The sequence below is a fragment of the Lysobacter niastensis genome, assembly GCF_031457115.1.
Classification (GTDB): domain Bacteria; phylum Pseudomonadota; class Gammaproteobacteria; order Xanthomonadales; family Xanthomonadaceae; genus Lysobacter_J; species Lysobacter_J niastensis_A.
Genome location: NZ_JAVDVY010000001.1, coordinates 1,921,638 through 1,941,025 on the forward strand (window position 1 = coordinate 1,921,638; position 19,388 = coordinate 1,941,025).

The window sequence follows — 19,388 nt, forward strand, 5'->3', positions numbered from 1 at the left end:
ACATCGCCTGATCTAGTTTCGCAGAACGTCCGGTGTCGGTCCCAGGAACGAAAGGGGCCCACCGGATGTCGTGCAGTTCCAGGAGTTTTTGGCGCGGCTGCACGCCAAACGACTTTGCCCAGGGTGGGGGCGGGTCACAAAGCGCAAACGACGAACCACGGCGTTGACCGGGCTCATGTTCCGGCAACCGGGCCGACGGGCGTCGTTTGCCTTCGCGAGTGGCTGGGACATTGATGAACAAGTGTGACCGGCAGGGCTTTTCCGTAGCGATTTCATTTTTCTTTTCTTGGGGAGTAACGAAGTGAGCAAGTGCATGAACATTCTCGGCGCCAGCGCTCTGGCGGTTGCCGTCATCGGCGCGCTGTCCGTGACCCCGGGCAACGCAGCCCCCGGTTCCTCGGTCACGCCGCGCATCAAGCCGTTTGCCGCATCTCGCGAGCAGACCCAGTTCGACCGCTTCATCGTCCGCTACCGTGATGGCGCCGCTGCTCCGCGCACGCAGGCTGCCGTCGTCAATGCGTTCCAGACCCACGCCCAGCGCGCCGGCGTGGCCGGCATGAAGATGGGCGCCAACGGCGTCGCCGTGGGGCTGACTGCGCAGTACGTGCGCAAGATGGCGGTCGGTGCCGACGTCATCAAACTGTCGCGCAAGCTCGATGCCGCCGAAGCCAATGTACTGCTGGCCCAGCTACGCTCCGATCCGGTCGTGGCCTACGCCGAGCCGGACCTGATGATGCAGGCGTTGGACTTCAATCCTGACGACACGCACTACAGCACCCTGCAGTGGCACTACCGCAACGTCTCCGCTGCGGTTCCCCCGGGTGCGCCGCCGAACAGCCCGGGCGGCATCAACCTGCCCAAGGCCTGGGGCGCGGCGATCACCAACGCCGGCAATCCGGTGCCGACGCCGAACGGCGAAGGCGTCGTAGTGGCGGTGCTCGACACCGGTTACGTCGACCACGGCGACTTGGGTGCCAACATCGTGCCGGGCTACGACTTCATCAGCGCCTACGGCCAGAACGCGTCGAACCCGAACGTGGCTGGCGACGGCGACGGCCGCGACGCCGATGCGCACGATACCGGCGACTGGGTAGATGCTTCGATGTCGAGCTGGTGCGGCGGCCCGGCGTCCAACAGCTCGTGGCACGGCACGCACGTGGCCGGCACGGTCGCGGCCGTGAGCAACAACACGAAGGGCGTCGCAGGCGTCGCGTTCAAGGCGAAGGTCATGCCGGTGCGCGTGCTGGGCCACTGCGGCGGCCTGACCTCGGACATCGCCGACGCCATCACCTGGGCTTCGGGCGGCGCCGTTCCGGGCGTGCCCGACAACACCAATCCCGCCGAAGTGATCAACATGAGCCTGGGCGGCTCGGGCACCTGCCTCGCCTCCTCGGTGACGCAGCTGGCCATCAACGGCGCGCTCTCGCGCGGTTCGACGGTCGTCGTCGCCGCCGGCAACAACAATGCCGATGCCTCCAGCAAGACGCCGGCGTCGTGCGCGGGCGTGATCACCGTCGGCGCCACCGGCGTGGATGCTTCGCGTGCCTTCTATTCCAACTACGGCCTCAACGTGACGCTGTCGGCGCCGGGCGGCGGCGCCCCCACCAACGGCACCGCGCTCGATGCCACCAACGTCATCTGGTCCACGCTCAACAGCGGCACGACCACGCCGGTGGCGAGCGCGGACGGCGGCGACATCTACGCCGGTTACGTCGGTACCTCGATGGCGTCTCCGCACGTGGCCGGCGTGGCCGCGCTGATCCAGAGCACGGCGGTAGCCGCGGGCCAGCCCGTGCTGACGCCGGCGCTGGTGCGCCAGGTGCTGACCAAGACCGCGCGTTCGTTCCCCTCGGCGGTGACGCCGACGGTGCCGATGGGCGTGGGCATCGTCGATGCCAACGCCGCGGTGCTGATGGCCAAGGGCGCGGTCGTGGCGGATCCGGCGACCGTGCTGGTCAACCGCACGCCGAGGCAGATCACCGTCGCCAGCAAGAATCCGGTGTTCAACACGGCCGCAGGTAGCAGCAATCTGTTCGTGCTGAACAACGTGCCGGTTGGCAAGGCCAGCATCAACTTCCGCACCTACGGCGGCACCAGCACCAGCGACGTGGCCATTTACGTCAAGCGCGATTCGGCACCGACCACCACCGACTTCGACTTCAAGTCGGACAGGGTTGGTACCGGTGAGGTGGTAATGCTCACCAGCCCTGCCGCGGGCAACTACTACGTCCTGGTGGTCAACACCAAGGCCTCCGCCGACGAGTACGTGCTGGCCGCGTACTGATCGCACCGCTCGGCAGAAAAAAGTCGGGGAGGCGTGCTTCCCCGACTCTGCCTCCGATATCCGCCGTTAGCGAAGCAATGGACCTGCCATCTGGCTCCATCGGGAGCCGGACAGCGCTGTTGTGTCGCTGACTTCAGTGGAGCCGGCCATCGACGACTGGCATGAGCCATCCGCGCCCGGTATCCGACTTGAGGAAAACCACGTGAACAAGATCTACAGCAAGGTTTGGAATGCGGCGCTCGGCCAGATGGTCGTGGCGTCAGAACTGGCCAGCAGCGACACCGTCGGCACGACCGGCGCCGCGCGTGCGTCGCTGAGCCGCCATCCGCTCACTATTGCGCTGATGCTGATGTTGTCGTCGGGCGCATCGCTATCGGCGATGGCGGGCGAGGGCCTCTACATCAACGACGGCAGCGATGCCGACTGCGTCGCCGTGCACGACGACGGCAGCAATGCGGTGACGGCGGTGAGCGACGCCACGCGTTGCAGTACAGCCGATGCCGACACGCAGACCGATCGCGTGCTGTTCCACGGCGACGGCACGGGCGCCAACTCGCTGAGCCTGGGCGGTTCGCTCAGCGTCAACAGCGGCCGCATCAACCTCGGTGGCGCCGCCAGCGGCAACATGATGCTCGGCAATGCGGCCACCTCGGCGACCGGCGGAAACGCACTCGCCATCGGCACGGCGGCCATCGCGGCCAACACCAACGCTATCGCGATGGGCAACGCCACGATGGCGAGCGGCGCCAGCGCAATCGGCATCGGCGATGGCAGCATCGCCTTCGACGCCGACAGCGTGGCGATCGGCACGCGCAGCGTCGCCCAGGGCACGACCAGCCTCGCGCTCGGCTACCAGAGCAATACCCTCGGCAACGACGCGATCGCAATGGGCGGCAACAGTTTCGCGATGGGCAATGGCGCGATCGCGATCGGCAACGGCACGCAGGCGCTGGGCAACAACAGCCTGGCCGGTGGATTCGGCGCCTCGGCCATCGGCAACAACTCGGTCGCGCAGGGCTTCAATGCCAGGGCCGAGTTCTACGGCGCCGTCGCCATCGGCGCGAGCTCCGTCGCCAGCGGCAGCGACGCGATCGCCATCGGCGACGGTGCCGTCGCCACCGCCGGCATCGGCGCCGTGGCCGTGGGCCCCCTGGCCCTGGCCTCTGGACGCGACGCCACGGCGATGGGCGATTTCGCCACCGCCAAGGGTCTGGGTGCCACCGCGGTGGGCGTGGGCTCGTACGCCAAGACGTACAAGGCGACGGCGATCGGTGCATTCGCGACGGCCGACGACTCGGCCACCGCACTCGGCAACAACACCCAAGCCGATATCCTGGGCGTGGCGATCGGCAACTTCAGCAAGGCCGGCATTGTCGCGACCGCACTGGGTCCGGATGCAAATGCACTGGGAATGCGCAGCGTCTCGATCGGCCAGAACTCCGCCTCTACCGCGCTCGAGTCCGTGGCGCTCGGCCCCAATTCGCTCGCAGGCAAGGACAACGCAAGCGTTACCGATGCGGTCCACACCACGGCGGTCGGTTTCGGAGCATGGGCCACCGAAGACAACGCGACGGTGGTGGGCTACAACAGCTATGCGCAGGCGGTCGATTCGGCCGTGCTGGGCTCCAATACCTGGACCACCAAGACCGCGACCAACAGCGTGGCGCTGGGCTCCGGCTCGCTGGCCGATCGCGCCAACACCGTGTCGGTGGGTGCTGACAACGAGTGGACGGACTTGGGTGGCGTGACGCACGCCGCCATCGATCGCCAGATCACCAACGTCGCGGCCGGCACCGAAGCGACCGACGCGGTCAACAAAGAACAGTTGGACGCGGTGGCGGCCACCCTCGCCGATGCCAATGACTATTTCGCCGCCACTGGTGCGGGCGACGGCAGCGATGCGTCCTTCGCCGGCGGCGCGCGTTCGGTCGCGGCCGGTGCCGGAGCGGCAGCGGTTGGCGATGACAGTGCGGCCGTGGGCAGCAGCAGCGTCGCGGTGGGCAAGCAGAGCGCGACGTTCGGCTACCAGAGCAATGCGCTGGGCGACCAGTCGATGGCGCTGGGCGGCCAGAGCTTCGCGATGAGCATTGGTTCCACGGCAGCCGGCTATGGCGCCAGCGCGGTGGGTACCTACAGCTTCGCCGGCGGCTACGGCGCTTCGGCTGCGGCCGACAAGGATGTGGCGATCGGCTACAACGCCACGACCGATTGGGGTGGCTGGAACGTGGCGATCGGCGGCAACAGCTACTCGCTGGGCGGTGGTGTCGGCATCGGTTACAACGCCCGCGCCAATGGCGCCAATTCGGTGTCGATCGGTTTCAACAGCAAGACCACCGGTGCCTACGGCATTGCCGTGGGCTGGAACACCAATGCCTTCCTCGGCGCGCTGGCGATCGGCAATGGCTCACAAGCCACCGGTACGCAGGCCACTGCGGTCCAGGCCAGCGCCAGCGGCTGGCAGAGCACCGCCATGGGTTACACCGCCAACGCATCGACCCCGTATTCGGTGGCGCTCGGCGCAGGCTCCGCTGCCAGCGGTCAGGGGGCGGTCGCGATCGGCGGCAGCAGCATCGACACCCACGCCGGAGCCGGCGCGAGCGGCTATCACGGCGTATCGGTCGGCGCGGGCAGCAACAGCACCGGACGCTATGCCACCGCGCTGGGCGCCCACGGCAAGGCAGGCAAGCACACCGACAGCACCACCAATGCCGACTACACCACCTCGGTCGGCGGTGAGGCGTGGGCCACGGAAGACAACGCCACCGCGGTCGGCTTCAACAGCTACGCGCAGGCGGTGAACGCGACCACGCTCGGCAACAGCGCCTGGACCACCAAGGCGGCCACCAACAGCGTCGCCCTCGGCACCGGCTCGCTGGCCGATCGCGCCAACACCGTTTCCGTCGGCGCGTCCGCGCAGTGGACCGAAGGCCCGAGTGGCATCGTGCACGCCGCCATCGACCGCCAGATCACCAACGTCGCCGCCGGTACCGAGGCGACCGACGCGGTGAACAAGGCGCAGCTCGACGCGGTCGCCGGCGTGGTCGACACCGTGGCTGCCACCGCGGTGAGCTACGACGACGACACCAAGGGCAAGGTCACCTTCGCCGGTGCCGAGGGCACGGTGCTGACCAATGTCGCCGTCGGCGAGCTCAGCGCCGCCAGCACCGATGCGGTCAACGGCAGCCAGCTGTTCGAGACCAACAACCGCGTCGACACGCTGGAAACGCAGATCGGAGATGTCGCTGGCGTCGTGGCCAATTCGGTGGCCTACGACGACGACAGCCACGACGCCCTGACCCTCGGTGGCAGCGAAGGCACCGTCATCGGCAACGTGGCCGCGGGCACCACTGCGATGCAGGCGGTCAACTTCGACCAGCTGTCGTCGGTGGCGGCGCTGTTCGGCGGTGGCGTGACCACGTATGGCAACGGCCTGTTCGGCGCGCCGGCGTACTCGATTGGCGGCAGCAGCTTTGGCAACGTCGGCGAGGCGTTCGCGGCGGTCGACGGTGCACTCACCGGCCTGACCTCGCGGTTGTCGACCCTCGAGCAGACTCCGGGCCTGGGGCTGCCCCTTGGCACCGGCGACGGCCTGGCCATCGGCGAAGGCAGCCACGCGCAGGACGCCAACGACACCGCCTACGGCAATGGTGCCGTGGTCAACGCTGATGGCAGCACCGCGGTCGGCAACAACAGCGTGATCGACGCGGCGGCGACCAACGCGGTCGCGGTGGGTGCCGACACGCACGTCAGTGCGGCCAGCGGCACGGCCCTCGGCCAGGGCGCAACGGCTTCGGCCGATGGCGCCGTGGCCCTCGGCCAGGGCTCGGTGGCCGACCAGGCCAACACCGTGTCGGTCGGCAGCGTGACGCAACAGCGTCGCGTCACCAACGTCGCCGCCGGCACTGCCGCAACGGATGCCGCCAACGTCGGCCAGATGCAGGCCGGTGACGCGCAGGCCGTGGCCACCGCCCGCGCCTACACCGACACCACCGCGACGCAGACGCTGACCCGCGCCAACAGCTACACCGACAGCCGCTTCCAGACGTTGAGCGACCAGTTCACCCAGCTCAACAACGGCATCGATGCGCGTTTGAACCAGCAGGACGAGCGCATCGACCGGCAGGGAGCGATGAGCGCGGCGATGATGAACATGTCGATCAATGCGGCGAACAGCCGCAGCGCGAATGGCCGCATCGGCGTCGGTGCGGGCTGGCAGAACGGCGAGAGTGCGTTGTCGGTCGGCTATTCGAAGGCCGTCGGCGAGCGCGCGTCGTTCTCGATCGGCGGTGCGTTCAGCAGCGACGACCAGTCGGCTGGCGTCGGCTTCGGTATCGACCTGTAACGTTCCGGCTGCGCCTCCGCGGCCGGCCGGTCTTCCGGTGTCGGCCGGTCGCGGAACGCGCGATCTTTCGCCTGCTCTTTTGAACTCGTCCCGAGCGCAACCATGAAGTCCGTAATTGCAGCGGTCCAACCGTTTGCGGGATACGTCCTCCGCTGAGCCGCGGTAGCGGTGTTGGCGCGCGCGAGGCCAGCACCACGAGGAAGATCGCCGATCTGGCCGGCTGGCCGATGGAAAAGCGGCAGGCCCCGGCAGGGCTGTATCTGCTGCGATCGTCCAGCCAGTTCCACTGAGCGGGGAGACCTTCGCTGGCACGCCGGCATGCGCGCTACTTTCTAGTGTTTTTACGTAGCGCGCTGCGGTGGGTTCGCCCATTGTTGCGACAGCAGCACCGGGTGCTCGGACGGTAAGTGGAATCGCGATCTGCGAGTTCCCGTCAAACCTACCGCCAGTTACCGTCGGATTTCAACGAACCTTCGCGAACGACCTTGGACTACTTCAGGCACAAAAAAGGCCGAAATCCCTCTACAGGATTCCGACCTCAGTTGCGCGTCCTGGGACGCTGAGATGGTGGAGGTGGGCGGAATCGAACCGCGCCGAAAAGCTGGGAAAAGCGGCATTCGGTATTGGTTGCGTGGGCCCCATATACGCACGGATATACGCATCGGTCGAAGGCTCCTTGGCGACGCTCCGTGCTCAACCCCTAGAATGGAAGATAGGGGGCGGCGCACGAGGTGGCGCCCTCGCCATGCCGAAAAGGGGAAGCATGACTCCCGGCTGGCATCTCGATGGGTCACGGGCGTGCCCGCCATCACAGGCTATGGCGCGTCCGCCAGTACGCCGGATGATTAGTGGCACACGCCGCTGAAAATTACAGCATCACCGCCGTTTCCCCAGAACGGCTTTTCAAATCCATCTTTGTATTCGGCGATATGGATGTATTTTGCCGACACATTCGGGCCGCCAGAAAGGACGATCGCCTTATACGAGTTACCGTCTCCTCCACGGTTCAAGATCTTGACCCCGCCACGCCAAGAGTCAGTGCCGAACGGAAGGCCGATCATCTCTCCATTGTTACGATTGACCGTAAAGGTTTCCCCGAGAGTGCTACGCCACATTCCCTGATGCTCAACGATGCGGCCATCATCGGACATTTCAACAATCTGCAGGATCTTGCATGCGTAGGTGTTAGGGCCCGCAGCGGCGCCAAAAGGTGCAAAGGAGAGCAGGAGGGAAAACAGAAGTTTATGCATGGCACTCTCCAGGAGGTGACAGAAGCGAAGGGCGCCGCCATGGCAAGACAGCCCGTGTGTCATTTGCACTTGTGTCACAACGCACAGTGTACTTGAGGCCTACTCAAGCGATTGTCACGGTTGGGCAGAATAAGGCGCTGCGATCGCTGCGCGGTCCAAAGACGCGACCTGTTCGTGCAGCGAATCCTCCTTTATGGTCAGTTCCACGATTCGCCTTACGATCGAATCGCGAGTCTTGTTTGCTATTTCATCCTCAAACACAACCTGGTCGCCGACAATTGATGCTGAGCCGATCTGCGCCTCAATCAGGTCCAAGATAAGTTTCCCCTCGGTGTAGATCGCGCGCTTAGTATCGAAGAGCTCATCAATCAATCTGCCTTGCTCGTTCCTGGCTGACTCGTAGTTCTGCCAAAAACCATAAAAGTCCGTTGGCACCTCAGCCGTAAGGCGGCGATCCAGGTTTTTAGTGAAGTTGGCGAAGAGCGCGACCCGACGGTCCAAGAAGGCTTCGTCCTTGGCAATCCAGCCTCGGAGTCGCTCAATCTCCGCAAGGTCAATGGACTTCAGGTCAAAACCTTCTGCAAGTTCAACTGTCTTCTGCTCAATATCGAGACGTCTTGATTCTTGCAAAAGGCTTGCGCGCTCTTCGTTGATTATGCGTCGAGCTTCTCGGAGCGTATCCAGGTGTGGCTTGCGGTCGCGTACCAGCGGTGATGCAAGTGCGTTTGTCTGCTCCGAGCGACCAGACTTTGGAGGCGACGCCATACTGGCGAGCGTTCTATCGCATTGGTGGTCATGAATCAGCCTTACGCGCAGAGACAACAGCTCGCTCGTTGTGATGTTTGGGTGCTCGCGCCTCGCGGTCTGCAAGAACGCAGTCAAAGCATCAGTCCGAGCCTCATCGGTGGGCAGATCCTCTGGACAATGAAACGCCTTAGCGAGTGCGGGATTCTTGAGCTGCGCCGTCGCCTGTGAATTCCGCTTCCCATCGACTATCGTCGACTGCAAGACCTGCCGGCGGTTCTCGTACCAATGAACCAGGCACTCCTTGGTCTGACATTTTTCTTCACGCCACTTCCATGAGGCTTCGGACTGACGCTTGAAAGCCATTTGGTCTGGCGCAACTGCCTTGGCCGCTATGTACTGACGTCCGAGCTCGTCGTCGAGGCGAGACAGCTCGTCGTCGTTGCAGATCAACATCTCGGGCATTGAGGCGGCTTTCTTGCAGTCGAAACTGGCGCCATTTGCGCTCGTTGCGAATAGGGCAAGAAACATCAATGCTCCGGTGAATCGATATCCGGGAGTGGATTTCACTGAGGTTTTCCTATATCCCTCGCGCGACCCGGCCCTTGCTTGGACGATGGCGATGGCGGGGCGGAAGGCGGCCGGGGATTGCAAGCACGTTGGGGCTAATCCGACCCGGCGGCTGTCGCGGTAGGAGATGCCGACGCAGTCGTGGAATCCACTACGAGTTCCGGTTTGTAGATCCTAAATACCTCAATGACTCGTTCTACATTGCGCTGCTTGTGGGCAGAAGCAAGTAGGTTGTAGTACGTCTCGCCCGAGTGCTCATCACGATTCTTTAGCCAGTCAACAAACTCCCGGGAGTCGTTGACCTTCTCCCAGTCGGGTATCTTGGCATCGAGATCTGCGAAGTACTGGTCATCTACGCGCGCGGTCTCTTTCATTATGCGTGCAGCCTCGTCTGCTTCGGATGAGGCCCCGTCTGCTACGCGTGCAGCCTCCAACGCCGCTGCTCTCGCAAATTCTTCTACGGTACTTGCTACTCCTGGTGCTGTGGCGGCGTCAGGAGTGGGGCTTGCCTCAACAGGTTGACTTGGCTTTGCCGATTGCTCGTACCATTTTATAGATTTGTAGTCGCCAGTGAAGGAGCAGCCAATCGAGCGTTCGTACTCGCAGCCTGGGCCTTCGCTTATCTCGACTCTGCCCGCGGTAATGCGCGTGCGAAGGACGCATCTGTTCCCGATCAGTAGCGTGTGGTCGTCCGACTTCCTGACGGATTTAATCGAGACTTTGCCGCGACAGATGCCAGCTCCACCTCTGATCCTCACGTCGGCCAGGTATCCATCGGCGATATCGTCTTCGTCGAGCGTAACCAGGCGTTCATTGTCATGGAAGTAATCTCCTTCTGGCCACGGCACCTCCTTCGATTTCGACTCCAGGAGTCCAGCAGCCGCGTCGCTTTTCTCAGCAAATGTCAGTAGCCCTCCTGAGCCAAGGCGGACTACTGCTACTGCGGATATCGTAGATAGCGGGCCGAATAGAAGGGTCGGCGATAACCCAAGCGAGGCGCCTAATCCGCAACCCATGATGTGAGATCTTGCGGCATCCGACTTGGGAGAGGCGAACGCCTTGTATTCTCCGAGGCTTAGGTCCCGATTGTTGTCTTTGGCATCCGAAGCTAGTGAGTAGTAACAGTAGTGTTGCGTGAGATCACTGACTACCCGCGCTCGCTCAGGTCTCCACAGGCCGCCAGTTTTGACAAGTGCGCCAAGCAGGAGCGCCATGCCGGCCAGCAGGGAGATCAATAACCATCCTTGAATGGCCCGCGCGAGAATTCGCTTGGCTTGGACGGTGGAGGCTACGCGTCCGGCGGCTTTCCACGTCCCGCGAAATTGCCATGTCGCTAATGCGCCCGATAGCAGCGCCAAGGTCATGCTGACGCCCTTTCCGCCGTAGCCGAACGTGGATGTCAAAGCAAAATAGCCTGCAGGTAGGAATGCGAGGTTTGGCAGTAGCGTATTGAGGCAGATGCATTTCGCGAGCGAATGCCGACCATTCCAGTGGTCGAGGAGGTAGCCTTGCGATTGAGCGAGGCTAGCGTCCTGCGACAAAGAGTCGCTGCTATCGACTGGCCCGCCAGTGGTTTCAGTTAGAGTGGAAAGCGGCGGTGGTAGATCGGAGAGAAGCGCCGCGCCCTCGTCCGTTTCTCTAAGCGGCTGCCAACTTTGCTGTCCGGCCCGCCAGACGGGCGAATTCTCTGAAAGCTCTCCACGCAGCAGGAGCGCCCGCAAGTCGTCCACGGAGGCAGGCCCACGGCGTTCGGTCCCAATGGAGTACCACCAAATTTGACCCATATCGCCCCTGTCCCCGATTGAGTGCCAGCACTGTCCCAAGACAATATGGCCGTTGAAGTAATGATGACCTCGGTGCGATGCCGAACCGCGAAGCAGCGCCGGCTTGATGAATTGTTAGGCACTGCCTAACGCGACCAGCATCAGAAATCCTAAGAAGAAGATGATTGCAACAAGGACTCGTAGTGGGCCGATACGATCGTGCACGATGTTGATACCATCGTCGCGGTCCCAGGAGGTCACGCCGTTCTTTGTCAGATTTCCATGAGCAACAAAGAGCGTGATAATGCTCGCAAGCGGGAATCCGATGCCAAGACCGCGCCACCAGACCTTAAAGCTCCTAGACAGCGCAGACGAGTAGTCCAGCTTGGCGCCGGTTGCAGGGACAACACGTGTTCTGAATAGCCATTTCCCGGGTGTTGTTCCTGCAGTTGAAAGAAATAGCGCCTCAACAAACACCCATGCAAAAAGGCAGGCAATGCTGACCAATAGATCGTTGGTCTCATTGAATGCATCCGGGCTGAGTATGCCGATGGCAAGCCCGATGACAATGCAGGTTAGATAGATGTCAAACATGCGCGCCCAATAGCGAACCCAAGGACGGGCTTGGGGTGACGCTACCTGGGCTGCTGGGGCTGCTGGGGCTGCCTGTGCTGCCTGCGCTGCCTGGGCTGGCGTTAGCCACGAAATTGGCTTTGGAGTCGAAGTGCCGATGACGGGCGCGACTTGGATAGATACGCCGCAGTTGCCGCAGAACTTGGCTGTTTCTGCCGTCGCGTTACCGCATTGAGTGCAAAACATCGAATCCCCCCCCAGTTCAATGCCGCCACCTGTCTAGGACCGGTAGTGGCTAATGCTTTCGACTATAGGGAACAGGGAAGGCGCGACTCTTGCCAAACGACGACACCGACTTGTCATTCCATGACAGGCGCCGAAACCCCCGCCTGTTCAGCCTCTCGGCTGCCCCGACAACCGATACGGTAGCGCTAGTCGCAATCCAGGAGAAATCATGAACAGCGCAGTTTTGGGGGTTTGGTTTGGCGGCTTCATCATCCCGATGATCGTGGCCTATGTCTTTCTGCGGCTTGCCGGCTCGGCCAATCGCAAGCCCGGCACTGCTACAACTCTGCGAGTGCTTGGTGTTTTAGGCGCATTGTTTCTTGGGTGCGCCGGATACGTTGGCGACGGCGGGCAAGTCAATCTTGGCAGCCTGCTAGGTGTCGTTGTCGCTATCGCGTGGGCGCTCAAGCAGCAATTCGCGCGTAAGACCGCCTAACAGTTCATTCAAGCCGAAGTCGTTATGGCTCGGTTCAACTCAGGTGCAAGGTGTTTACCAATCTCAGGGGATGGGTCGTGAGCGAAGAGCAAAAGAAGAGTTCTTGGTTCGGAAAAATCGATGGCCGTGATGGAGCCATCGAGCTAGCCAAAGGCTGCGGCACAGCATTTCTAGTGGTGGCTGCATTGCAAGCAGCACTTTCCTTCATCATTGGTTACTCAGTGCTGATCGACGCAGCGCTCTACGCCTTTTGTGGCTACTTCATTCGTAATAAACATAGTCGGGTTGCGGCGGTTGTGGCTCTTCTGCTCGCGTTGATAGCGCTTGTTGTTACATTTATCAACAAGGCAGGTCAAAACCTTGGCGGTGGCAACAACGTGTTCATTGCGCTTATCGTTGCTTGGGCTGGCGTGCGTGCGGTTGAGGCCACGTTTAAGCTGCACGGCAAACTTTCTGCGCAAGCGAGCGTCGCGGAAAGAGCCTAACAATTCATTGAAGTCGAATTCGCTTCGTGACTCTGATATCACTATGAAACTCCAAGGTGGAAGCCATGAAAACCCGCCTCATTTCCGTCGCTTTGCTTGCACTTGTCTGCGCGACCGCAGCGGCGCAACAACCCATTGGCAACCTTAGCGCCAACCCGTATGCGCCAAATTCGACTTCAAATCAGTACGGTGCAGGGAGTCGCTACAACCCCAACAGCGTCAACAATCCTTACGGGCAGTATGGAAGCCAGTACTCACGTCGAAGCGCCAACAACCCATATGCAACAGATGCTCCGAAGCTCTATGACAGCCAAGGCAACTATCGCGGCAAGCTAAGCAGCAACCGTTACGACCCGGACTCAGTTTCGAATCCTTACGGTCGTTACGGCAGTAAGTACTCATCCGACAGCATCAATAACCCATATGGAGCTGGCAGCCCTTATCGATCTGACAGCCCCAATAATCCATATGGCACAGGGCTTCAGATCATCACTGACGATGATTAAGTCCGTGGTTCAAAGATAGAGCCCATTCGAGCCGAAGCTGCGTCGCAATTCGGCTCGATTCAGGCGTTAGGGGGTTAGGCGGACGCATGAGACTGACAACAAGAAGAGCGGCCTTAGTTGTCGTCCTTGTCATGAGTGGTGTCGCTTACGGGCATGGTGGTGGCCTCAATAAGGACGGCTGTCACAACAACCGCCAAGCCGGTGACTATCACTGTCATCGAAGTGGCTCGGCACGTTCAGCGCCGGCCACATCCAAGAGCCTTGGGCCATCTGACTCTTCACCAAATCGATCGACCGGTGGCCGACGTTCATTCGCGAATTGCACCGAAGCGCTTTCTGTTGGCGCGGCGCCTGTGATGCGCGGTGATCCTGGCTACGGGCCACACCTTGACCGCGACAACGACGGTGTTGGGTGCGAGTCTTACCGTGGGCGTCGCTAGCTTGAGTGCGAATGAACCATTCGCGAGGGATTGGCGTTGTTGGCCAGGAAAGCGTGGAGAGTGCGTCCTTATGGGGCGCTTGACCCGAGGGCCTTGAGGCGTAAGGCCTTGGTAAGGCCGCAGGGCTTCGTTATACGAACTGTGGTCTTATGGTCGGCCAGTGCAAGCAGGAAGACGCCACTCCCGGCACATCGGGGTCTAAAGGGGTTCCATGAGGGCGCCAATGTTGTGCCCCGGAATCCCTGGGTGATCGCGCGCCCATGCGTGGAGCGCGACCCATAGCGCCCTGCTGGCCTGCGGGATGCGGTTTGCCTCGTCAAACGTCGGGTCCGGGTCGGTATTCGCGCTCGTCCCGAATTCCGTGCGCGGTCGGACCGGTGGGCCGGCTCATGTGCTCCTCAAACTCGGATTCCGGCACAGCGGCCAACGCTTGCCAGCGAGTCGCGGTGCTTGCGGAACGTTGGCTTGCTTCATCGCGGGCTGATACTCGGACGGCTGGCATATCTGCTCATCGTGATTAGAAATGCCAGCGCGCGGGTTGCGCTGCTCGGGAGGCATTCGTTCCATTTTCGAGAACAGTTTGCCAGCGCGTCTTTCGGCCCGCATGCGCACGCGGGCGGCCTGCGTCTCCGCAACGGCAGTTGAAGACGGCAAAAGCCCCCCTGTATCCGATGCGCGGCGATGAAAGGAGCGGCTCCCCCGCAGGTAGAGGAGGGGTTACGTTTTTTCCTGCTAGCGCCCCCCTGGCCGGGACCCTGCGCCGACCATCTGCAGCGACATCGGCTGCTCGGCGGCGTCCAAGCCCGGCGTTCCCCTGGCTTCTTTCCGCAGGGCACCGAGCTTTTCAGCAAATCTTCGCCGCAATGGCGCGCGCATTGATTCGGGGATCGTCCGTAGCGTCGGCACCAATTCGGCCAAGCGGGTATCGGTTGCGGCGTCGTCAATTGCATCCGCCAAATCAGCCGCCAGGGCATCCGCCCGAGTTCCTTCCTGAAGCATCGCTGGGTGAGATTTCCGCGATTCTGTCGGTTCAGGCCCGCTTCTCTTCGCGGACGCGGCCCTATCCTCGACTGGCTCGTTCGTCACCGAATCTGCGTCAGCCATGCCTTGATAGGCGATGCAGAACACCTGCACGCAGGCGTATTTGAAGGCCGCCGCCATCGCCTTGTTAATGGCCTTGTCAGCGCGGTCGCTCGCCTCGCCTAAGACCTCGATCTCGTAGGACGACCCGTCGATTGAACAGACGAATCGGTAGCGAATCGTCAATGTGATGTGCATCAGAATCCCTCCCGATTTGCTGGTGCGCTCGATGGTCTCCTTTGCAATCACGGTAGGGAGGATGATGAGATGGTGTCGCGCCAGTATCGGCGAGAGTGCGTTGAGCACTGCGTCGATGCTCCGATAGCGATAGGCATCGTGCTGGTTGATCGCATCCTTCCCCACACCGACCTGAGCCAGATCGGCCATCACAGAACCGATTGCGGCGTAGACAGCCGGAGTTGCGGACGCCGCGGTCATGGCTCGCCGAGCTTGCAGGCCTGGTAGCCAGACGTAGCGCTCGTCGCTGCACTGAGTTCGTCTGCTTCCTGCCCGGCCACGTGCGAAGTGTGAACCCCCTTACAGGGAGGTTCGCACGCATCGCACGTATGACCCCTGCTGGGCTGTACGTTTCGCACTGGTTTCGTACGTTCGCACGGTTTTGCGAACCCGTTAGCGATCTCGACCAAGCCGGCGGACTGCAAGCCTATGGACGCTTCTCGAAATCTGGACCGGTTCATGTCCTCCGCTGCGCACTGGGCACGCCATTTATCCATTGCGACTCTTGCCCCGATTTGGGCGAGACCCGTCTTGGTTAGGGAGGCCTGCATGTCGCGCAGGATGCGCAGCGCGCGCCTCTGATTCTTACCGGTGCCTGCGGCCGAGGCTTTGGTCGGCGCCTTGTACTCTGTGGGTACCAGAACTGCGGACGTGATGGTTTCGCCCTCAGCGTCAGTTAGCCCTAGGTCGACGGCACCAATGCAGAAGGCCATGGGAGCGGGGAATGCCGCATCCTTCATTTTCGTTGCAGTCAATACCACTGTTTCGTCGACCTTTCGGGTCAAAAGGAATTCTGCATCCGCGGCCGCACGAAGGACGGTGGACCCTCGTCCGCGTCCTTTGTCGGCATGGCTGCTGTGGTGGGTGATCAGCACGGAAGCTCCAGTGATTCTGCGAATGGAGTCGCAGGCAAATACGGCCCTGTTCATGTCTCGTGTATCGTTCTCATCGCCGGGGCCGAAGTTGCGGGCCAGCGTGTCTAGGACAACCAGCACGGGTGGACCATGCTCGGCAGTGAAGCATTCGATTTCGTTCAGCAGCAGGGCCAGACATGCTCCGTCCGTCAGGCGCGTCGCGACGGTCGAGGCAAACAGGGGGGCGTTCCTTAGGCTGATGCCGTGCGCCTGCTCCCAAGCCATGCGCCGCCGTGCTAGCCCGCTCTGGCCTTCGCCTGCGAAGTACAGAACGGGGCCGGCCTTCACGTTGCGGCCGTGGAAGGGCTTGCCGGTGGCAATGGAGGCGGCGAGATCGAGCGCACAGAAGGTCTTGCCAGTGCCGGGGTCGCCAACCAGCAGCGCGAGGCAGTCAATCTCGAAGAAGCCGCGAACTAGCCAGTCAGGAGGGCGGACGCTGAGGTCCCCCATTCGTTCAAACTTCAATGCGTTTGGCGCAATCTTCGCGTTGGCGTCTCCAACCCGCGAGCGCCTACCGCGTGAGAATTCGATCACGTCGACCGCGGGCCCGAACCTAGCGGCCATCTCGTCGGCGCTGCGGAAATCTTCGAGGTCAGTCATGGCAGGGCCAGGCACAAGTTGGCGACTCGCTCGCCAAACCTTTGAGGTTCGCGATGCATGTTTTAGCGCGCGCAGCAGTGGAGGACGGGGCTCGCAGCGCGGAGCATGTGTCCCGTGCGCAGCCAAGCAGAGGGGCGTGCAGGGCTCGTGGACGTTCTGAGGCGCGCCCCGCGCCAGCGGGCATCAGAGTTTGGGCTGCTCTGCCGGCAGCCTTGATGGTGTGCGGGATAGGCATTGCTACTCATCCCGACGCTCTTGCGCTTCGGCGCGGGGGCTGTGGGAGTCCATCGCCCTGAGCCTGGGCGATAGCTTCAGCGATCAGGAGATCATCGAACTCGTCCAGTTGTTTCGAGTCCCAGCACTTGCCGATTCCGCGAATGATGAGCGGCTTGGGGAAGCGCGGGTGATGGCGGATGTGCTGGTAGAAGCCGGTTCGCCCGGCATACCGTTGCTGGACTTGACGGCCCTTTTGGAAGCGAGACATTGCGGCGATACCCTTGTGGGATTGTCGCGAGTCTCCACTCGATTGTGGAGGGTGTAATCCCCCCAAAACTGCGTTTTCTGGGGGGTCAACCTTTGAGCCGGGCAAGCGTCTTCCTGGCTCGCCGGTCCAAGCGCTCGGCTTCAACGCCCGTCGGATGCTGGTGCTCCTCTGCTTGGAGCACGGCTTCCGCAAGGCGCCGCGCTGTTGCGAGGTCCTTGCCAAGCGCGATGAACTGCATTTCCAGATCCCTTCGCCGGTCGCGGATGGAATCATGGAGAACGAGGGCCTTAACGGCTTCGTTCAGGGTAGTCCGTCCGGCAATGATTTCGCGATACAGATTTGCAGCGCGCTCGACGTGTGGCGACTTCAGCCCGCGGCCTAAGTCGGTCGCCACCTTCTCCAATGCGGCAATGTATTCGCGAAAGTTGGGCGGAAGCTGTGCTTCGGCACATCTGCTGGCAGCCTTCAAAAGCTGTGCCCGCTCTTTGTCTACGTCGTCGATCAGTCGGCGGCGGACGAGTCGATCTTCGATCGTTAGGCGCGTCATGCGGTCTCCATCGCTTGCGAAAGGGTCGAAGCCCACCATTCGAGAATCACGCGGAGTCGTGGCAGCGCGCGCTTCCGGTCGTAGGCGCGAACCGTTTCGGATTGGATTTCATGGTCCAAGACATGCTCGATGTCGTCGCGGTCAAATCGACGACTTCCGTCGGCATGGCTCGCTTGGTTCGCTAGCGTCGAGAGCGCGGAGCGGAAGCCGTGTGGTGTATGGACATCCGCTAGCCCCAGCGAAGTTCGAAGTAGCTTAGACGGTGCCTCAAGAGTGACGTGCCTCCGCTTGTTGGTCGGCTCGGGAAACACGAATTCGCCATCGCGAGGAAGCGTGCGCAGCCACCGTGCCACTTCCGGCGCGAGCGGTATTACATGGTCGCCTCGCTCATCGGCCTTGTTCTTCTGTAGCTCACGCGGGATCGTCCAGGTTGGGTCCTTGCCCTCCAGGCGGAACTCGCTCCAGCGCGCGGCCACGGCACGCCCTGGCCGGGCTGCGGTGAATGCCATGAGCCGCAGTGCCCCACGGACTTTCCAGCTCGCTTGAGCCATCTCGATCTTTCGCAGAATGGCGGCGATCTTGGCCAGATCGGTAACGGCGGGAAGGTTCTTCCGCGAGGCCCGCTTCCTTCTCATGCCGCTGCCAAGCCGAGTCGTCGCTACTGGGTCGCTTTCGACCAGACCGCGGGCTGCGGCATAGCGAAAGGTGCCGGAGAGAATTTGGCGAACCTTATTTGCCGTGTCCGGAGCCTTCGCATAGAGCCTGTCCAGCAGCGTCGCAATGTCCGCTACCCGTACTAGGGCGATGGGGGTCGTCCACAGGCCAGTAGGCTTGATGTGATTGTCGATCCGGCCGCGCGTCTTGTCTCGGTGGCTCTCTGACCAAGTGCCCTGTTCCGCAGCGGCGGTCGCGAACCATTTTTCGACCAAGGCCCCGAGTGTTGCCTCGGCCCCGCGCTTTTCCTCGGCGGCGGCGATGGTGGCTTCACGGCGGCGCAGGATAGGGCGGCGTCCGGCCTCGACATCTTCTTCGGCGTCCTCGCGGGCGGCGCGAGCTTTCGCCAAGCTCATGTCTGGATAAGTGCCCAGTACGAAAATGCCAGCCTTGCCGTTTAGCCGATAGCGCCAGCGCCAAGACAATGTGCCGCCGGGTAGCCGGTGAAGGGCTAGTCCCGCGCCGTCTGGATAGATGCCGACGTCCTTGATCTTGGCGATAGCCCGATCTGTGAGGGCCTGGGTGTAGCGAATACCGGGCGCAGGCGTCCGGCGTGCCGGCGCAGGGCGCGAGCTTGATTTGGCCGGCCTTCTTGCCATGTGTATACGCCGGGAACCTGAGGTGGTGACGTTGTATACGATCTACACCCAAGCCGCGACATTGGGTTGATACTCGGGCGGCACGGTGGCGGCATAAGTACCGCTAACTATCAGATTTGTAAACGAAAATGGCCCGCGCTAGGCGGGCCATTTTCGACAGATGGTGGAGGTGGGCGGAATCGAACCGCCGTCCGAAGGCTCTCCATCCCCGGCACTACATGCTTAGCGCTCCGTTAGATCTCGCCCCCGGGCAGCACGGCGCGCAAAGCGCACCCGGAGACCAGCCTGCTTTGGGTTAACCGGGGACTGACAGGCAGCCATCTCCAGCGATTCCGTGATGATGACCCTACGCTGCGAGCACGGACACAAGCAGTTTCGGGGCTTAGGCCTTAAGCGGCCAGAGCGTAGTTGTCGTCGTTGGCAACTAGAAGTTTGCAGCTGGATTTACGAGGAAAGCTACCCCCTCGGCATGCGCCAGGCGATTTCGCGACCCCCGTCGAAGCCAGTGCACCCCCGGGTTTCACGTCATTGCTGA

General features: G+C 62.1%; 14 protein-coding genes, 1 other RNA gene and 1 pseudogene. 6 read left to right on the forward strand and 10 right to left on the reverse strand.

The features are described 5' to 3' along the window. Positions 1-301: 301 nt before the first annotated feature. Entirely contained in the window at positions 302-2,284 is a 1,983-nt protein-coding gene (locus tag J2X06_RS08725) for a S8 family peptidase (protein WP_310060917.1), read from the forward strand. A gap of 202 nt (positions 2,285-2,486) precedes the next feature. Continuing rightward, on the forward strand, positions 2,487-6,626 hold the full coding sequence (locus tag J2X06_RS08730; RefSeq protein WP_310060920.1) for an ESPR-type extended signal peptide-containing protein: 4,140 nt from the start codon (positions 2,487-2,489) through the stop codon (positions 6,624-6,626). Positions 6,627-7,471: 845 nt separating this feature from the next. Here the strand turns inward: J2X06_RS08730 and J2X06_RS08735 are convergent. The 5 genes and pseudogenes from J2X06_RS08735 to J2X06_RS08750 all read right to left on the reverse strand — a co-directional run bounded on the left by J2X06_RS08735 (position 7,472) and on the right by J2X06_RS08750 (position 11,772). Beyond that, positions 7,472-7,876 (reverse strand): hypothetical protein, encoded by a 405-nt coding sequence (locus J2X06_RS08735; RefSeq protein WP_310060923.1) that lies wholly within the window; start codon positions 7,874-7,876, stop codon positions 7,472-7,474. Positions 7,877-7,990: 114 nt separating this feature from the next. Further along, entirely contained in the window at positions 7,991-9,190 is a 1,200-nt protein-coding gene (locus J2X06_RS08740) for a lysozyme inhibitor LprI family protein (protein ID WP_310060925.1), read from the reverse strand. Between the two features lie 95 nt (positions 9,191-9,285). Then, the gene (locus J2X06_RS08745) at positions 9,286-10,425 is read right to left on the reverse strand and encodes a hypothetical protein (protein ID WP_310060927.1); all 1,140 of its coding nucleotides are present in this window, start codon (positions 10,423-10,425) and stop codon (positions 9,286-9,288) included. A 402-nt stretch (positions 10,426-10,827) separates the two neighbouring features. Beyond that, positions 10,828-10,974 (reverse strand): annotated as a pseudogene (locus tag J2X06_RS18040) (DUF4339 domain-containing protein); the annotation flags it as partial. A gap of 114 nt (positions 10,975-11,088) precedes the next feature. Beyond that, positions 11,089-11,772, reverse strand: a complete 684-nt coding sequence (locus J2X06_RS08750) for an RDD family protein (protein ID WP_310060930.1) — start codon at positions 11,770-11,772, stop codon at positions 11,089-11,091. A gap of 208 nt (positions 11,773-11,980) precedes the next feature. On the opposite strand from J2X06_RS08750, the gene J2X06_RS08755 reads away from it, so the two are divergent. The 4 genes from J2X06_RS08755 (at position 11,981) to J2X06_RS18045 (ending at position 13,678) form a co-directional block, all read left to right on the forward strand. Further along, positions 11,981-12,247 carry a hypothetical protein gene (locus J2X06_RS08755; RefSeq protein WP_310060933.1) on the forward strand — a complete coding sequence of 89 codons (267 nt, stop codon included), beginning with the start codon at positions 11,981-11,983 and terminating at the stop codon, positions 12,245-12,247. A 77-nt stretch (positions 12,248-12,324) separates the two neighbouring features. After that, positions 12,325-12,732, forward strand: a complete 408-nt coding sequence (locus tag J2X06_RS08760; protein WP_310060937.1) for a hypothetical protein — start codon at positions 12,325-12,327, stop codon at positions 12,730-12,732. Positions 12,733-12,797: 65 nt separating this feature from the next. Beyond that, entirely contained in the window at positions 12,798-13,238 is a 441-nt protein-coding gene (locus tag J2X06_RS08765) for a hypothetical protein (protein WP_310060940.1), read from the forward strand. A gap of 131 nt (positions 13,239-13,369) precedes the next feature. After that, entirely contained in the window at positions 13,370-13,678 is a 309-nt protein-coding gene (locus tag J2X06_RS18045) for an excalibur calcium-binding domain-containing protein (RefSeq protein WP_430539550.1), read from the forward strand. Positions 13,679-14,410: 732 nt separating this feature from the next. Here J2X06_RS18045 and J2X06_RS08770 read toward each other — a convergent pair. The 5 genes from J2X06_RS08770 to ssrA all read right to left on the reverse strand — a co-directional run bounded on the left by J2X06_RS08770 (position 14,411) and on the right by ssrA (position 19,368). After that, positions 14,411-15,196, reverse strand: a complete 786-nt coding sequence (locus J2X06_RS08770; protein ID WP_310060942.1) for an ERF family protein — start codon at positions 15,194-15,196, stop codon at positions 14,411-14,413. After that, on the reverse strand, positions 15,193-16,509 hold the full coding sequence (locus J2X06_RS08775) for a helicase RepA family protein (protein ID WP_310060944.1): 1,317 nt from the start codon (positions 16,507-16,509) through the stop codon (positions 15,193-15,195). Before J2X06_RS08775 ends, J2X06_RS08770 begins: the two co-directional genes overlap by 4 nt. A 569-nt stretch (positions 16,510-17,078) precedes the next feature. Beyond that, positions 17,079-17,540 carry a hypothetical protein gene (locus tag J2X06_RS08780; RefSeq protein ID WP_310060946.1) on the reverse strand — a complete coding sequence of 154 codons (462 nt, stop codon included), beginning with the start codon at positions 17,538-17,540 and terminating at the stop codon, positions 17,079-17,081. After that, the gene (locus J2X06_RS08785) at positions 17,537-18,853 is read right to left on the reverse strand and encodes a tyrosine-type recombinase/integrase (protein ID WP_310060947.1); all 1,317 of its coding nucleotides are present in this window, start codon (positions 18,851-18,853) and stop codon (positions 17,537-17,539) included. Before J2X06_RS08785 ends, J2X06_RS08780 begins: the two co-directional genes overlap by 4 nt. 161 nt (positions 18,854-19,014) lie before the next feature. Then, positions 19,015-19,368: a transfer-messenger RNA gene (ssrA, locus tag J2X06_RS08790) on the reverse strand. Between the last annotated feature and the right edge of the window lie 20 nt (positions 19,369-19,388).

Excerpts from the sequence above, each read along its gene's own strand:
- J2X06_RS18045 (WP_430539550.1), top strand. The coding sequence starts at position 13,370 with ATGAGTGGTGTCGCTTACGGGCATGGTGGTGGCCTCAATAAGGACGGC.
- J2X06_RS08755 (WP_310060933.1), top strand. The coding sequence starts at position 11,981 with ATGAACAGCGCAGTTTTGGGGGTTTGGTTTGGCGGCTTCATCATCCCG.
- J2X06_RS08770 (WP_310060942.1), bottom strand. The coding sequence starts at position 15,196 with ATGACCGCGGCGTCCGCAACTCCGGCTGTCTACGCCGCAATCGGTTCT.
- J2X06_RS08785 (WP_310060947.1), bottom strand. The coding sequence starts at position 18,853 with ATGGCAAGAAGGCCGGCCAAATCAAGCTCGCGCCCTGCGCCGGCACGC.
- J2X06_RS08735 (WP_310060923.1), bottom strand. The coding sequence starts at position 7,876 with ATGCATAAACTTCTGTTTTCCCTCCTGCTCTCCTTTGCACCTTTTGGC.
- J2X06_RS08780 (WP_310060946.1), bottom strand. The coding sequence starts at position 17,540 with ATGACGCGCCTAACGATCGAAGATCGACTCGTCCGCCGCCGACTGATC.
- J2X06_RS08750 (WP_310060930.1), bottom strand. The coding sequence starts at position 11,772 with ATGTTTTGCACTCAATGCGGTAACGCGACGGCAGAAACAGCCAAGTTC.
- J2X06_RS08775 (WP_310060944.1), bottom strand. The coding sequence starts at position 16,509 with ATGACTGACCTCGAAGATTTCCGCAGCGCCGACGAGATGGCCGCTAGG.
- J2X06_RS08765 (WP_310060940.1), top strand. The coding sequence starts at position 12,798 with ATGAAAACCCGCCTCATTTCCGTCGCTTTGCTTGCACTTGTCTGCGCG.